The 15,544-nt window shown below is 59.7% G+C and carries 10 protein-coding genes; 1 reads left to right on the forward strand and 9 read right to left on the reverse strand.

Translation table 11 applies throughout. The features are described from left to right. Positions 1-25: 25 nt before the first annotated feature. Positions 26-2,563 (reverse strand): PAS domain-containing hybrid sensor histidine kinase/response regulator, encoded by a 2,538-nt coding sequence (locus tag HU718_RS13845; RefSeq protein ID WP_150731086.1) that lies wholly within the window; start codon positions 2,561-2,563, stop codon positions 26-28. A gap of 128 nt (positions 2,564-2,691) precedes the next feature. Between HU718_RS13845 and HU718_RS13850 the strand changes: the two genes are divergently transcribed. Beyond that, positions 2,692-3,804 (forward strand): PilT/PilU family type 4a pilus ATPase, encoded by a 1,113-nt coding sequence (locus HU718_RS13850; RefSeq protein ID WP_186616343.1) that lies wholly within the window; start codon positions 2,692-2,694, stop codon positions 3,802-3,804. A 34-nt stretch (positions 3,805-3,838) separates the two neighbouring features. Here HU718_RS13850 and HU718_RS13855 read toward each other — a convergent pair whose 3' ends face one another. From HU718_RS13855 to HU718_RS13890, 8 genes are all read right to left on the reverse strand, one after another. Continuing rightward, on the reverse strand, positions 3,839-5,764 hold the full coding sequence (locus tag HU718_RS13855; RefSeq protein WP_186616344.1) for an acetoacetate--CoA ligase: 1,926 nt from the start codon (positions 5,762-5,764) through the stop codon (positions 3,839-3,841). A gap of 70 nt (positions 5,765-5,834) precedes the next feature. Continuing rightward, entirely contained in the window at positions 5,835-6,608 is a 774-nt protein-coding gene (hbdH, locus tag HU718_RS13860) for a 3-hydroxybutyrate dehydrogenase (RefSeq protein ID WP_186616345.1), read from the reverse strand. Between the two features lie 7 nt (positions 6,609-6,615). Then, positions 6,616-8,007, reverse strand: a complete 1,392-nt coding sequence (locus HU718_RS13865) for a GntP family permease (protein WP_150731089.1) — start codon at positions 8,005-8,007, stop codon at positions 6,616-6,618. A 294-nt stretch (positions 8,008-8,301) separates the two neighbouring features. Next, complete coding sequence (locus tag HU718_RS13870) at positions 8,302-9,708, reverse strand: sigma-54 interaction domain-containing protein (protein WP_186616346.1); 1,407 nt, start codon at positions 9,706-9,708, stop codon at positions 8,302-8,304. A gap of 167 nt (positions 9,709-9,875) precedes the next feature. Beyond that, a complete protein-coding gene (locus HU718_RS13875; protein WP_186616347.1) occupies positions 9,876-11,450 on the reverse strand; it encodes an ABC transporter ATP-binding protein in 1,575 nt (524 codons plus the stop codon). A 9-nt stretch (positions 11,451-11,459) separates the two neighbouring features. Further along, complete coding sequence (locus HU718_RS13880) at positions 11,460-12,482, reverse strand: ABC transporter permease (RefSeq protein WP_095047801.1); 1,023 nt, start codon at positions 12,480-12,482, stop codon at positions 11,460-11,462. Next, entirely contained in the window at positions 12,482-13,543 is a 1,062-nt protein-coding gene (locus HU718_RS13885; RefSeq protein ID WP_186616348.1) for a microcin C ABC transporter permease YejB, read from the reverse strand. The genes HU718_RS13880 and HU718_RS13885 overlap by 1 nt, the downstream gene beginning before the upstream one ends. After that, a complete protein-coding gene (locus tag HU718_RS13890; protein WP_186616349.1) occupies positions 13,543-15,411 on the reverse strand; it encodes an extracellular solute-binding protein in 1,869 nt (622 codons plus the stop codon). Before HU718_RS13890 ends, HU718_RS13885 begins: the two co-directional genes overlap by 1 nt. Between the last annotated feature and the right edge of the window lie 133 nt (positions 15,412-15,544).

Raw genomic sequence — 15,544 nt, forward strand, 5'->3', positions numbered from 1 at the left:
GGCGGGGCGCGGATTATGCCTCAAGTCACGGGGTTTGGCTGATCATCGTGCGGATCTTGCTGGCCAGAAGCTCAATCGAAAACGGTTTGGCCACCATGTCCATGCCATCCTCCAGGAAGCCCTGACGCTCGGCGGCGTTCTGCGCATACCCGGTCATGAACAGCACTTTGAGGGTCGGCCGATGCTGGCGGGCGATCTCTGCCAGTTGCCGACCATTCATGCCCGGCAGGCCAACGTCGGTGACCAGCAGATCCACGCGCAAATCCGACTCCAGCAGCGGTAGGGCGGTCTTGGCGTCTTCCGCTTCGTGAGCCAGGTAACCCAGGCTCTTCAACAGATCGGTGACCAGCATGCGCACCGCCGGGTCATCCTCGACCACCACCACGGTTTCACCTGTTGCAGTGGGCGACGTCTGCTCGATCGGCTCGACATACGGGCATTCAGGCTCGATGCCATGTAAACGCGGCAAGTACAGGCGCACGCAAGTGCCCTGGCCCGGCAAACTGTCGAGGCTGACATGGCCGCCGGATTGCTGGGCAAAACCATAAATCATCGACAACCCGAGGCCCGTGCCCTGGCCGATGGGTTTGGTGGTGAAAAACGGATCGAAGGCCTTGGAGCGCACCGAAGGCGTCATGCCAGTGCCGTTGTCGCTGACCGCCAACATCAAGTAGTCGCCAGCCTTGACCGGTTCAAGCGTCGTAAGGTCACTGCCATCGAGATAGACATTGGCCGTTTCGATCAGCAGCTCACCGCCCTCGGGCATGGCGTCGCGGGCGTTGATCACCAGATTGAGCAGGGCATTTTCCAGTTGGCTGACATCGGTGCTGACCGGCCACACGTCTTCGGCCAGACGCAAGGTGAGTTCGATCGGATCGCCCTTGGTGCGACGGATCAGATCCTCCAACGAATGGATCAGCTCGTTGACGTTCAGGGTCTTGCGATCCAGCGACTGGCGCCGCGAAAACGCCAGTAAACGGTGGGTGAGGGCTGCTGCACGGTTGGCCGAGGACACCGCTGCTTCGGTGAAACGGCCGATCTCGTCGGCCCGACCATTTGCGATATAGCGCTGCATCAGGTCGAGGCTTCCGATGATCCCTGTGAGCATGTTGTTGAAGTCATGGGCGATGCCGCCAGTGAGCTGGCCGACCGCTTCCATCTTCTGCGCATGGCGCAACGCATCTTCGGCGCGCTCACGCTCGAACATCTCGTTCTGCAAACGTTGATTGGCCTGCGCCAGTTGATCCGTGCGGGCGCTGACCCGCTCCTCAAGGGTTTCATTGAGATTGCGCAGTGCTTCTTCGGTCTTTTTGCGTTCGGTTTCGTCGATCACGAAAATGTAGAAACCGTTGACCGCCCCATCGGGGCCGTGACGCGGCAAGTAGTTCATCAGTGCATGCCGGGCGCTGCCGTCACGGTGATGGGTATAGAGGCTGAACGAACAGGGGCGGCCGGCCAGCGCTTCGGCGATATACGCTGCGCGCAGAAAATAGGCCTCTTCGCCGATCACTTCGCGAATTGTGCGGCCGTACAACTCCTGCGGAGTCAGCCCGTACCAGTCGAGATACGCCGCGTTGTTCAGGCGAAAACGTTCCTCGTGGTCGACGTAACTGATCAGGATCGGCATGGCGTTGATGATCAACTGCAGCTCGGTCTGGCTCTGGCGCAATGCCTGTTCGGTGTGTTTGCGTTCGGTCAGATCCAGTGCCGCACCGAGGAAGCGCACCGGGCGGCCATGGTGATCCTTGTAGCAGCGCCCGCGGGCAAACACCCAGCGCTGTTCGCCACCGGGCAGCAACAAGCGGTATTCCTCCGCATATTCAGTGCCGTGAGTGATGCAATGCTTGATGCTGCGGGCGACCAGCGCGCGGTCTTCGGGATGCACGCCTTGCAGGTAATCACTGATGGGCAATTGCGCGGCGCGCGCCGGATCAATGCCGTGCAACTGGGCGAAATGGGCGTCGGCAATGAAGCGATCTTCGCCGATGTCCCAGTCCCAAGTGCCGACTGCATCAGTTGCGGCAAGCGCCAGCTGCAGGCGCTCTTCGGTTTCGCGCTGGGCCTTGAGGCTGTCATCGGAGCGTTGTTGCAGTTCCAGCGCGATGCGCCGGCGCTCGTTGGTTTCGATGGCGGTCACCAGAATCCCGGCCACTTGCGCGCTCTCATCGCGGATCGGACTGTAAGTCAGATCAAGCCAGAAATCCGATTCCTTGCCCTCACGCTGCAAGGTGAAACGCCGCTCACTGTAGGTGCGCACCTGGCCTTGTAGGACGGCGCTGTAAATTGGGTCAGTGAAGTCTCGAAGTTCTGGCCATATCTGGTGCGCAGGTTGTCCGAAAGCGTGCGGATGCTTGCTCCCGGCGAGCAGGGCAAAGCCGTTGTTGTAGATCTGCGTCAGCTCCGCGCCCCACAGCAGCAGCATCGGCATCGGCGAGTGAATCACGATGTCCACCGCGGTTCGCAAACTCTGCGGCCAGGTTCCAGACGCGCCCAACGGAGTACGACTCCAATCCGTTCGGGCGATCATTACTTGGGCATCGTCAGTGGTCGGTACAGCATTCATTACATCAGTCCTGAGCGTCAGTCGGTGAGACGGCGTCTACTATCCTAGTTCGGTAGACGCGGTTTGGCCCCGTGCGTCACGGCGCGGCCCCTCTCTGTTCATTGCAAGCTTCACGGGTGCTTTTTGTCATGGAAATCGACGCACTGCTTAAACAACTGGCAAGCCGGCACGGTTCGGATCTGTTTCTGTCCACGGGCGCGCCACCCAGTGCAAGGTTCGACGGCGTGCTTGCGCCGCTAAGCGAGCAACCCTTCAAACCCGGCGAGGTGGCGACTGTCGCCGCCTCACTGATGGACGCCGAGCAGCGCCGGGAGTTCGACCGGGATCTGGAAATGAACCTGGCGATCTCGCGTACCGGGATTGGCCGCTTCCGGGTCAACATTTTCAAACAGCGCAACGATGTGTCGATCGTGATCCGTAACGTCAAACTCGACATCCCGCGCTTCGAAGACCTGAAACTGCCGCCGGTGTTGCTTGAAACCGTGATGCTCAAACAGGGCCTGATCCTGTTTGTCGGTGCCACCGATTCGGGCAAATCGACCTCGCTGGCGGCATTGATCAACCACCGCAACCGCCATAGTAGCGGGCACATCGTCACCATTGAAGACCCGATCGAGTACATCCATCGGCATCAACGCTCAATCATCAACCAGCGAGAAGTCGGCGTCGACACCCGCAGTTTTCACACCGCATTGAAGAACACCTTGCGCCAGGCGCCGGACGTGGTGCTGATCGGCGAAATTCGTGACCGCGAAACCATGGAACATGCGCTGGCGTTTGCCGAGACCGGGCATCTGGTGCTTTCAACGCTGCATGCAAACAATGCCAACCAAGCGCTGGACCGGATCACCAACATGTTCACCGAAGAGCGTCGCCCGCAGTTGTTGCACGCGCTGGGCAATAACCTGAGAGCCTTTGTCTCACAACGGTTGGTGCGCACGCTGGACGGACAGCGCAGGGCCGCGGTCGAGGTCATGCTGGGTACACCGACAGTGACGGATCTGATTTGTCGAAACGAATTCACCGAGTTGAAGGGCATCATGGAGAAGTCTGCCGAGCTCGGCATGCAGACGTTTGATGCCGCACTGTTTGCGTTGGTGGTGGAGAAAGTGATCAGTGAGGAAGAGGCGCTCAAACATGCGGACTCGGTAAACAACCTGCGGTTGCGTTTGAAATTGCATGACGATGCCGGCCCCGGGTTGCCGCCATCCTCCTCGGGTGAGTGGGGATTGATGGACTAGAGGATCAACAGCTCAATTCGTTTCTGTTGCGAAATTATTCTAACGCTTGCGGGTTGGCCAGTGCATCGGTGTTCTTCACCGGTTCCCCGTTCACCACGTTTCTCACGGCAAGTTCCACGACCTTGCCGCTGATGGTGCGCGGGATATCCGTAACCGCGACGATCTTCGCCGGCACATGACGTGGCGTGGTGTTGGCGCGGATCACCTGGCGAATCTGCTCCTGCAGGGGGGCATCCAGTTCAACGCCATCCTGCAAGCGCACAAACAACACCACTCGCACGTCATCCTGCCATTGCTGCCCGATGGCCACGCTGTCGAGCACCTGCGGGACTTTCTCTACCTGCCGATAAATCTCCGCCGTGCCGATGCGCACGCCTCCCGGGTTGAGCACTGCATCGGAGCGACCGTGGATCAGCATTGCGCCATGGGGCAACTGTTCAGCGTAATCGCCCTGCGCCCAGACACCGGGGAACAGGCTGAAATAGGATTTTCGCAGCTTTTCGCCATCAGCATCGTTCCATAGCCCGATCGGCATCGCCGGAAAATGCCGGGTGCAGACCAGTTCGCCTTTCTCGCCGACCACCGCCTGGCCGGCGTCATTCCACACTTCAACGGCCATGCCGAGACTCTTGCCCATGATTTCACCTCGACGTACCGCCGACAGCGGATTGCTGTTGACGAAGCACGAGACGATATCGGTGCCACCGGACATCGAGGCCAGGCAGACATCGGACTTGATGTCGCGGTAGACGAAATCGTAACTCTGCGGCGACAGGGCAGAGCCGGTGCACAGCAGGGTTTTCAAACTGCCCAGATCATGAGTTTCGCGAGGTTTGCTGCCACTGCTTTCCAGGGTGGCAAGGAACTTGGGACTGGTGCCAAACACGCTGATGCGCTCGTCGTCGATCAAATCCAGCAAGCGATCATTGGCGGGATGAAACGGTGAACCGTCGTACAGCACCACGGCGCTGCCGACCGCGAGTGCCGAGACCAGCCAGTTCCACATCATCCAGCCGCAGGTGGTGTAGTAAAACAGGCGATCAGCGGGGCCGAGGTCAACGTGCAGCCCGTGTTCCTTGACGTGTTGCAGCAGTACACCGCCGCTGCTGTGGACGATGCATTTCGGCACGCCGGTGGTGCCGCTGGAATACAGCACGTACAGCGGATGATTGAATGGCACCGGTACGAAACGCGGTGCTTCGCCGGGTTGGTAGAAACTATCCCAGAGCGTGACGTCGGCCTGCGTCCGGTAATCCTCGCAGCGGGCTTGTGCACGGGCATACGGCACGATGATCAGCTGTTGCAGCGACGGCAGTTGCGCAAGGATTTCGTTGAGCTTGGTGGTTTGATCGATTTCTTTACCGGCATAGCGGTAACCGGCGCATGTGATCAACACCTTCGGTTCGATCTGGCCGAAGCGGTCGATGACGCCGTGGGTGCCGAAGTCCGGTGAAGAACACGACCAGATTGCGCCGAGGCTGGTGGTTGCGAGCATCGCCACCAGCGTTTGCCAGGTGTTGGGCATGCACGCAGCCACCCGGTCGCCGAGGCAAACGCCGGCGGCTTGCAGGCTGGCTTGAAAACCGCCGACGTGCTCTGCGAGTTCGGCCCAGGTCAGTTGCTCACGCTGGCCATTTTCGGCCACGGCCACCACCGCTACGGCGTCATCGCGACGGCGCAACAGATGCTCGGCGAAATTCACGGTTGCGCCGGGAAACCATTCGGCGCCGGGCATTGAAGGGCCTTCGCGCAGCACGGCATCTGGCGGGTTATGGAAACGAATATCGAAGAAATCGACGATGGCCTGCCAGAACGCTGCGCGCTGATCGATACTCCATTGGTGCAGGGCAGGGTAGTCATCAAGGTCCAGCGAATGGCGCTGATTGACGAAGCGTCGGAACGCATCCATGCGTGATCGGGCGATACGATTGGCGTCGGGTTGCCAGAGGATGTCGGACATTGCGTGTCTCTTGTTATCTGATTCATGCACACAGTCTGTGTGCCAAAGACCCATCTGTGCCGAGGGCGAATTATTGCGCCAGCCAGCCACCATCGATATTCCACGCCGCCCCACGAACCTGACTGCCGGCCTCGCTGCACAAAAATAATACCAACTCGCCCAGATGCTGCGGTGTGACGAACTCCAGTGAAGGTTGTTTCTCGGCCAGCAGATCATGCTGCGCCTGCTGTGGATCGACACCCTTGGCGGCGCGATCATCGATTTGTTTCTGTACCAGTGGCGTCAGCACCCAGCCCGGGCAGATCGCGTTGCAGGTGATGTTGCTGGTCGCGGTTTCCAGACCGACCACTTTGGTCAGACCGATTACGCCGTGCTTGGCGGCCACATAAGCTGCCTTACCCGTCGAGCCAACCTGACCATGCACCGAGGCGATATTGATGATCCTCCCCCAGCCTTTGGCGCGCATGCCCGGCACGCTCAGGCGCGTGCTGTGAAACACCGAAGACAGATTGATGGAGATGATCGAATCCCAGCGCTCGACAGGGAACTCTTCCACGGCGGCGACATGCTGGATGCCGGCGTTGTTGACCAGAATGTCGACACCGCCGAACTCGCGCTCGGCGTAATTGATCATGTCGGCAATTTGCGCCGGGTCACTGACATCGGCCGGATGATGGCCGACTTTACCGCCGAATTGCCCGACCTCAGCGATGACTTTGGACGCATCACCAAAGCCGTTGAGAATCAAATTGGCGCCGGCCTTGGCCAGGCTCAGCGCGATGCCCAGACCGATGCCGCTGGTGGAACCGGTAACCAGTGCGGTCTTGCCGGAAAGAGTCGTCATGAATACCTCACACAATGCCAGTGGCGTAGAAAGTGCCGATCACTACGAAAACCGCCAGGGTCTTGATCAGCGTAATACAGAAAATGTCTTTATAGGCTTCACGGTGGGTCAGGCCGGTGACGGCCAGCAGGGTGATGACCGCGCCGTTGTGCGGCAGGGTGTCCATGCCGCCGCTGGCCATCGCGGCCACGCGGTGCAGCACTTCCAGCGGAATGTTCGCGGCGTGGGCCGCACTGATGAACTGCTCGGACATCGCCGCCAGCGCAATGCTCATGCCGCCGGATGCGGACCCGGTGATGCCAGCGAGCAGGGTCACGGTGATGGCTTCGTTGACCAGCGGATTGGGGATTTGCTTGAGCCAGTCCGCCAGCACCAGAAAGCCTGGCAGTGAGGCGATCACTGCGCCGAAGCCGTATTCCGACGCGGTGTTCATCGCCGCCAGCAACGCGCCGCTGACCGCGCTTTTGCTGCCTTCGGCGAGCTTGCTGCGAATCGCCTGAAAACCGAACGCCAGCACCATCAGAATGCCCACCAGCAAAGCCGCTTGCACCGCCCAGATCGCCGTCAGTTTGGCGATTTCAGTGGTGACTGGCGTGGTCATGCCCGGCAAAGCGAGGCTGTGGGTCTTGCCGTACCACTGCGGGATCCACTGGGTGAACAGCAGGTTCATGATGCCCACCGCCAGCAGTGGTGACAGGGCAATCCACGGGTTTGGCAGCTTCAGGTCCTCAGCGGTTTCCGGCTCGTTGCGCAACTCGGTGCCATAACCCTCACCCGCGCGCATCGCCTTGTTGCGCTGACGCTGCAAAAACAGCATGCCGGCGCAGAACACGAAGATCGTACCGATCACACCGAGCCACGGCGCCGCCCACGCGGTGGTATTGAAGAACGTGCTGGGGATGATGTTCTGGATCTGCGGCGTGCCGGGCAGGGCGTCCATGGTGAACGAAAACGCGCCAAGCGCGATGGTGGCCGGGATCAGACGCTTGGGAATATTGCTCTGACGGAACATCTCGGCAGCAAACGGATAGACCGCAAACACAACGACGAACAGCGATACGCCGCCGTAGGTGAGCAGGGCGCAGACCAGCACGATCACCAGCATTGCCTGTTTGGTGCCGAGCAAGCGGATGGCGGCGGCAACGATCGAGCGGGAGAAACCCGACAGTTCGATCAACTTGCCGAATACCGCACCGAGCAGGAATACAGGGAAATACAGTTTGATGAAGCCGACCATTTTCTCCATGAACACCCCGGTGAACGCAGGGGCGACGGCGGAAGGGTCGGTGAGCAGGACTGCGCCGAGGGCGGCAATCGGTGCGAAGAGGATAACGCTGTAGCCACGGTAGGCAGCCAGCATCAGCAGCGTAAGGGCTGCCAAGGCAATGATCACACTCATGGTGTGTCTCTCCAGAATTGTTATTTTTGTGGGTGGAACGGGTGTGGGAGAGGCGTTAGCGAGATCTGTGCCAGTTATCTAACACGTTGAAATATAAAGGTATTGTCGTGCAAGTAGGGCAGGCTTCAGAGTTTTTGTCTCACTATAGAGACGGCATTAAGCCGAAAAGATCGCAGCCTTCGGCAGCTCCTACAGTGCGGACCCGATATTCCCCTGTAGGAGCTGCCGAAGGCTGCGATCTTTTGATCTTGACGAATTTTCTAATTAATGAGATTTGCGTCTCTTTATAGAGACTCAAGCAATCCCCAGCGCCACCATTTTCTTGTACAGCGTCGACCGACCAAGCCCCAGCCGAGCAGCTGCTTGCGGTACATTTCCCGTGCATTGCGCGAGGGCAGACTGAATCAACTGCCGATCAAACCGCTCGCGTGCCTGGGCGAATGTCTCGCCAGCCAGCGTTTCCACGGTACCCGTCGACGCACGCTCAACCGGCGTCAACGTACCGATCGCCGCACGAATATCCTGCTCGGTCAGCATCAAGTCATCACTGAGCAACGCCGCCCGCTCCAAAACATTGCGCAGTTCGCGAATGTTCCCCGGCCAAGCGTGTTGCCCGAGCAGCTCGAGAGCATCCCGGTGAAGCTCGTGCTGACTGCGCAGCTCTTCCAGAATCGCTTCGCTAAGCGCAGGCAGATCATCAAGACGCTCACGCAATGGCGGCACCTGAATTGGCAATACATTGAGGCGATAGTACAAATCGGCGCGGAATTCACCGCGTTTGATCGCCGCTTGCAGATCGGTCGAGGTGGCGGCAATCACGCGAACGTCGCTCTGAATGACGTCATTGGAGCCCACGGGTTCGAACTCCTTTTCCTGCAACACACGCAGCAGTTTGCTTTGCAGTGGCAGCGGCATATCGCCAATCTCGTCGAGAAATAACGTGCCGCCCTGAGCGATTTGCAGCTTGCCGGTGCGTCCCTTGCGATCAGCACCGGTGAACGCGCCGGGTGCGGTGCCGAAAAATTCCGCTTCCAGCAACGCCTCGGGAATCGCCGCGCTGTTGATGCTGACAAAGGCTTTGTGCGCCCGTGGCGAGGCGCCATGAATCGCCTGAGCCAGCAACTCTTTACCGGTGCCGGTTTCACCGAGCAGCAAAACGGGTGATTCGGCGCTGGCGCTGCGCCGGGCGCGGCGTTTGACCTCGAGGCTGGCGGCACTGGTGCCGATGAAGTGGGCGAAGTTGTATTTGGTCTGCCGTGCCCGCAGCAGAGAGCGGGTCGAGGCCAGCTCCTCTTGCATGCTCGAGTAGCGTTTGAGCATTGGCGACAAGGTGCGCAATTCGTCGAACAGGGCAAAGCCGATCGCACCGATCACCGTACCGGCATCGTCGTGGATCGGCAGGCGCATCACCACCAATGGCTCTTTGGGTGTGTCTTGCATGTCCAGAAGAATGGGGCGGCCGGTGCGCACGACTTCGCGCAGCAAACTGCCGGGAATCACACTCTCGCAGGGTTTGCCGATTGCGCCGGCAGCCGATTCGAGACCGAAACGCCGGGCATAACGTTCGTTCATCCAGACGATGTTGGCATCGCGATCGACAATCACCGTGCCTTCGCTCGACTGCTCGATGATCTCGAACAGCGAGCGGATTGCCAGGGTGCGAACCCGTTGGTAGTCCTTGAGGCTTTCGGTGGTGTTCATGGAGGCTGATCCTGATTGTTTGTTGCCTGCGCCGGCCCTTTCGCGAGCAGGCTCGCTCCCACAGTGAACCGGGGTGTTCACAAATTTTGTAAACGACCGTGAACCTTGTGGGAGCGAGCCTGCTCGCGAAAGCTGCGACTCGATTTCAAGTCGATCGGCAATTATGCCTACCCCGGATGCGCCGCCGCCAACAGCTCTTTGGTATACGGATGCTGCGGCGCGTCAAACACATCATGGCTGGCGCCACGCTCGACCACTTTGCCGTCCTTGATCACGATCATGTCGTGGGCCAGCGCGCGCACCACCGCCAGGTCATGGCTGATGAACAGATAGGTCAAACCGTGTTTTTCCTGAAGCTGACGGAGCAGGGCGACCACTTGTTTCTGCACCGTGCGATCCAGCGCTGACGTCGGCTCATCAAGCAGGATCAGCGCCGGTTTCAGCACCAGCGCCCGCGCGATCGCAATGCGCTGGCGCTGACCACCGGAGAACTCGTGGGGATAGCGATGGCGACTTTGCGGGTCGAGGCCGACCTCTTTAAGCACGCGGATCACTTGCTCATCGCACTCGTCAGCGCTCGACTCGCAATGCACTTCGAGGCCTTCGCTGATGATCTGCGCGACCGACATGCGCGGGCTGAGGCTGCCGAACGGATCCTGAAACACTACCTGCATCTGTCGACGCCACGGGCGCATCTGTTTCTGATTGAGACCGTCGAGCGCCTGGCCCTGAAAGCGGATACGGCCTTCGGAGTCGAGCAAGCGCAGGATCGCCTGGCCCAATGTCGACTTGCCGGAACCGGATTCGCCAACGATGCCGAGGGTCTTGCCACGCTGGATGCTCAGACTGATGCCGTCCACCGCCCGCAGGTATTGCTTGCGCTGGAACAGACCGCCGCCGACGACAAACTCAACCTTAAGGTCGTCGACTTCCAGTACGTTCTCGCGCTCATCTCGAGGCAGCGCTTCGCCTTCAGGTTCGGCGTTGAGCAACACGCAGCTGTAAGGATGCTTCGGCTCGGTAAACAGGGTTTCGCAGGGCGCCTGTTCGACGATTTCCCCGGCTTTCATCACGCACACGCGCTGGGCAATACTGCGCACCAGATTGAGGTCGTGGCTGATCAGCAGCAGCGACATGCCCAGGCGTTGTTGCAGGGATTTGAGCAGCAGGAGGATCTTGCGCTGCACCGTCACGTCGAGCGCCGTGGTCGGTTCGTCGGCGATCAACAGCTCCGGTTCGCAGGCCAGGGCCATGGCGATCATCACCCGTTGCCGTTGCCCGCCAGAGAGTTGATGTGGATAGGCCTTGAGGCGTTCCTTGGGTTTCTGGATGCCTACCAGACCGAGCAGTTCGAGGATCCGTGCCTGCGCCGCTTTGCCGCCGAGGCCACGGTGCAACAGCAGGGTTTCGCCAATCTGTTTTTCGATGGTGTGCAGCGGATTGAGCGAGGTCATCGGCTCCTGAAAGATCATGGCGATGCGGTTGCCGCGCAATTCGCGCAAGACCTTGGGATCCGCACCGATCAGCTCCTGTCCGCGATAGCGAATGCTGCCAGTGGTTTGCGCTTCGCTTTCGGGCAGCAATTGCAGAATCGAATGAGCGGTCACCGATTTGCCCGAGCCCGACTCGCCGACCAGCGCCAGGCACTCGCCGGGGCGAATGTCCAGGCACAGGTCGCGCACCACGGTCTGACTATGGAAGGCAACGTTGAGGTTACGGATTTCAATCAGGTTGTCAGTCATGGCCACGCTTCAGGATCGAGGGTCGAACGCGTCTCGCAACGCTTCGCCGATGAACACCAATAAGGAAAGGATCAGCGCCAGGGTGAAAAACGCCGTCAACCCAAGCCACGGAGCTTGCAGGTTCTGTTTACCCTGACCGATCAACTCACCCAGTGAGGCGCTGCCGGCGGGCATGCCGAAGCCGAGGAAATCCAGCGCGGTGAGGGTGGAAATCGCCCCGGTCAGAATGAACGGCAAGTAGCTCAGTGTCGCGTTCATCGCATTGGGCAGAATGTGCCGGAAGATCACTTTGCGGTCGCTCAGGCCCAGCGCGCGGGCGGCTTTGACGTACTCCAGATTGCGTCCGCGCAGGAACTCGGCGCGCACTACATCCACCAGTGCCAGCCATGAAAACAGCGCCATGATCCCCAGCAGCCACCAGAAGTTCGGCTCGACGAAACCGGAGAGGATGATCAGCAGATACAACACCGGCAGCCCCGACCAGACTTCCAGCACGCGTTGCCCGAGCAAATCGACCCAGCCACCGTAGTAGCCCTGCAATGCACCGGCGGCGATGCCGATCAGCGCGCTGACGAAGGTCAGCATAAGTGCGAACAGGATCGATACTCGTGCGCCGAATATGACCCGTGCCAGCACATCCCGCGACTGGTCGTCAGTGCCCAGCCAGTTGACTGACGTCGGCGGGCTCGGCGCCGGTTTGGTGAGGTCGTAGTTCGGTGTGTCGTCACTGAAAGGAATCGGCGGGAACAGCAGCCAGCCACCGTCCTTGCGAATCAGGTTCTGCACGTAATCGCTGCGATAATCGGCCTGAAACGGCAGTTGCCCGCCGAACTCCTGCTCGGTGTGGCGCTTGAATACCGGGAAGTACCATTGGTCCTGATAGCTGACGACCAGCGGCTTGTCGTTGGCGATCAACTCACCGCCCAGTGTCAGCACAAACAGGCCGATAAACAGCCATAACGACCACCAGCCACGGCGGTTTTTCTTGAAGCGCTCGAAGCGCCGACGCCCTAGAGGGGAGAGCTTGAACATCAGGCGTTCCTCGCGGCGAAGTCGATGCGCGGGTCGACCAGCGTGTAGCACAGGTCACCCACCAGTTTTATCAGCAGGCCGAAGAGGGTAAAGATGAACAGCGAACCGAACACCACCGGGTAGTCCCGCGAAACTGCGGCTTCGTAGCTCATGCGCCCGAGACCGTCGAGAGAGAAGATCACTTCGATCAGCAATGAACCGGCGAAGAACACACTGATAAACGCCTGCGGGATGCCGGACACCACCAGCAGCATCGCATTGCGGAACACATGGCCATACAGCACACGGCGTTCGCTCAGTCCTTTGGCGCGGGCGGTTACCACGTACTGGCGAGTGATTTCATTGAGAAACGAGTTTTTCGTCAGGATCGTCAGCGTGGCGAAACCACCGATCACCAGCGCCGTCACCGGCAGCACCAGGTGCCAGAAATAGTCGGCGATTTTGCCCATAGTCGACAGGGATTCGAAGTTGTCCGAGACCAGCCCTCGCACCGGAAACCAGTTCAGCGAGGTACCGCCGGCAAACACCACGATCAGGAACATCGCAAACAGAAACGCCGGCATCGCGTAGCCAATGATGATCGCCGTGCTGCTCCAGATATCGAAATGACTGCCATGATGCACGGCCTTGCGGATCCCCAGCGGGATCGACACCAGATAGGTGATCAGCGTCGCCCACAACCCGAGGGAAATGGTCACCGGCATTTTTTCCAGGATCAGATCGGTGACTGTCGCGCCACGGAAAAAGCTTTTGCCGAAATCCAGTTGGGCGTAGTTCTTCAGCATCAGCCACAAACGCTCATGGGCCGGCTTGTCGAAACCGTACTGTTTTTCGATGTCCTTGATCAGTTGCGGATCGAGGCCGCGACTGGCGCGTGAGGTGCCGCTCATTGTTTCGCTGGCGCCGCCGCCGACACCCGCGCCACCGATCCCTTGCAGGTGGGCGATGGCCTGTTCTACCGGACCGCCGGGCGCGGCCTGAATGATCACGAAATTGACCAGCAGAATGATCACCAGCGTCGGAATGATCAGCAGCAGACGCCGCAGTATGTAACCCCACATCAGTGCGGCCCTCCGGGTCTGCCACGGGCAATTTTTTCCGCGGTCATCTGCTGATTGGTCAGCGGTGTGCTGCTGATTTCCCACCAGCTCTCGATGGCTTCGTCATTGCTGGCTTGCACCGACGGTATGCCGAAGCGGTTCCACCACACGGTCGAGGTGCCTGGTGGATAGTAGTTGGGAATCCAGTAGTAATTCCATTGCAGCACTCGGTCCAGGGCATGGGCGTAATGCAGCATGTCGGACTGGGTTGAGGCGCGAATCAGGCCGTTGATCAGCGTATCCACCGCAGGGTTTTTCAACACCATGTAGTTGTTCGCGCCCGGGTCGTTGGCCGACGCGGAAGCAAAGTAATTGAGCAACTCGCCTCCCGGGGAAGTACTGACCGGGTAGCCGGTGACGATCATGTCGTAGTCACGGCTCATCAGGCGATTGACGTATTGCGAGGAGTCGATGCGGCGAATGTTCAGGTCGATGCCGATCTGTTTCAGCGTGCGCTTGTACGGTAGTAGCAGGCGATCCATACCGTTCTGGCTGACCAGGAAGGTAAAGCTCAGCGGCTCACCCTGGGCATTCACCAACTGATCGCCATCGGGTTTCCAGCCGGCCTGCTCGAGCAGTTCAAGGGCTTGCAACTGTTTGTCACGGATAACGCCGCTGCCGTCGGTTTTCGGCGCTTCGAAGACTTTGCTGAAAACCTCGTCCGGAACCTGGCCACGCAGCGGTTCGAGGATTTTCAGTTCTTGCGCATCGGGCAGTTCGCTTGCCGCCAGTTGCGTGTTGGAAAAGTAGCTCTGCTGGCGGATATACATACCGCGCATCATTTGCCGGTTGCTCCACTCGAAGTCCCAGAGCATTGCCAGGGCCTGGCGCACACGGCGATCGGCGAACATCGGTTTCTGCAGGTTGAATACAAAACCCTGAGCCGACTGTGGCGCCTCGGTGGCCAAGTGTGCTTTTTGCAGACGCCCGTCGTTCAGCGCGGGGCTGTCGTAGCCGATCGAGTAGCCAGTGGCCGAGAACTCGCGGTTGTAGTCATAGGCACCGCCGCGCAGCACTTGCCGGGCGACGTCGGTATCACCGAAGTACTCGATGCGGAAATGATCGAAATTGTAGAGGCCGCGACTGACCGGCAAGTCTTTGCCCCACCAGTCAGCGTTGCGCTCAAAGGTGATGCTGCGCCCCGAATCGACTTTGCCGACTCGATAGGGGCCGCTGCCCAAAGGTGGTTCATAGCCGCCACCCCCGGCGAAGTCGCGGCTCTTCCACCAATGCTCGGGGAATACCGGCAGGGTCGCGACGTCCAGTGGCAGGGTGCGGTTTTCATTGCTCTTGAAGTCGAAACGCACGATCAGCGGTGCTTCCACTTCGACGCCTTTGACATCGGCGAACTGCGTGCGATAACGCAGGCTGCCCTGGGTCATTAACAACTCGTAGGTGTAACGCACGTCTTCGGCGGTGATCGCTTTGCCGTCGGCGAAACGGGCCTTTGGATTGATGAAGAAACGCAACGACAGACCGTCGTCCGAGCGCTCCATCTTTTGCGCGACCAGGCCGTAAACGGTGTAAGGCTCGTCCAGCGAGCGCTGGGCCAGGGGCGAGTACAGCATGCCGTCAATCTGGGTGACGCCGATGCCTTTGTCTATATAAGGAAGGACGTGGTCGAAGTGACCGATTTCAATCGCCGAGCGGCGCATCGTCCCACCCTTGGGAGCCTGCAGGTTGGTGTAGTCGAAATGACTGAAACCGGCAGGGTATTTGGCGGGCTCGGCATAAACGGTCAACGCATGTTGCGGGGCCGCGTTCACACCGGCGGCGCCCGACAGGAGGGCTAGGGCGGTGAGCATCAATGTGGGGAAAACCAGTCGCATTGTCAGCCTTGGAACCGGGAAATCGATAAGCGCAAGTTTTACGCGAGAGGCACGCCAGTCGCCAGCCGTATGTGTAACTGAAACACAACGGCCCACCAGAAGGCGGGCCGTTGGCTAGCAATCAGGTGACGGA

It is taken from the genome of Pseudomonas tensinigenes, assembly GCF_014268445.2.
In the GTDB taxonomy this organism is placed as follows: Bacteria; Pseudomonadota; Gammaproteobacteria; order Pseudomonadales; family Pseudomonadaceae; genus Aquipseudomonas; species Aquipseudomonas tensinigenes.